Raw genomic sequence first — 519 nt, forward strand, 5'->3', positions numbered from 1 at the left:
GATAAAGACTCTGACGTAGTCAGTGACCAATATGTGTTGCTTGGTGGTACAGGGTATTTAACCAGCCTCATGCGTTTAGTGACTATTCGTCGAAAAGGGCGATCTGATTTACGAATCATTACCAATGATGTCTTCAAGACCGCTGAAGAGATAGGGAACCTTTATCACTCACGTTGGCAAATCGAATTGTTTTTCAAGCATATGAAACAACATATGACGATTAAAACGTACTATTCGAAATCAGAAGTCGGTGTTGAGAACCAGTTGATTATGGCGATGATTGTCTATCTATTGACGCTGCTCATTAAGCTAGAATTGAATTTAAAACCCACTATTTTCCAGATTTTGCGTCACTTACGCTCGGTAAAGTATGAATCGTATGCATACTTCAAAGCTCTTTTTGAACCAGGATAAGTGAAATAACTCGCAAAATGAAGTTCAGAACCAATAGAATAGTCAAAAAATTCTGGAAAAAGTCATCCGCTGCGCCAGCATTTGACTTTTTTGTAAATTTTAACG

General features: G+C 38.0%; 1 protein-coding gene. It reads left to right on the forward strand.

Going from position 1 to position 519, the window contains the following annotated elements; translation table 11 throughout:
- The coding region (locus ABDZ53_RS12825; protein WP_343757143.1) for a transposase at positions 1-414 on the forward strand (414 nt) is incomplete at its 5' end.
- Positions 415-519 lie beyond the last annotated feature (105 nt).

It is taken from the genome of Alkalibacterium iburiense (genome assembly GCF_039521845.1).
GTDB lineage: Bacteria > Bacillota > Bacilli > Lactobacillales > Carnobacteriaceae_A > Alkalibacterium > Alkalibacterium iburiense.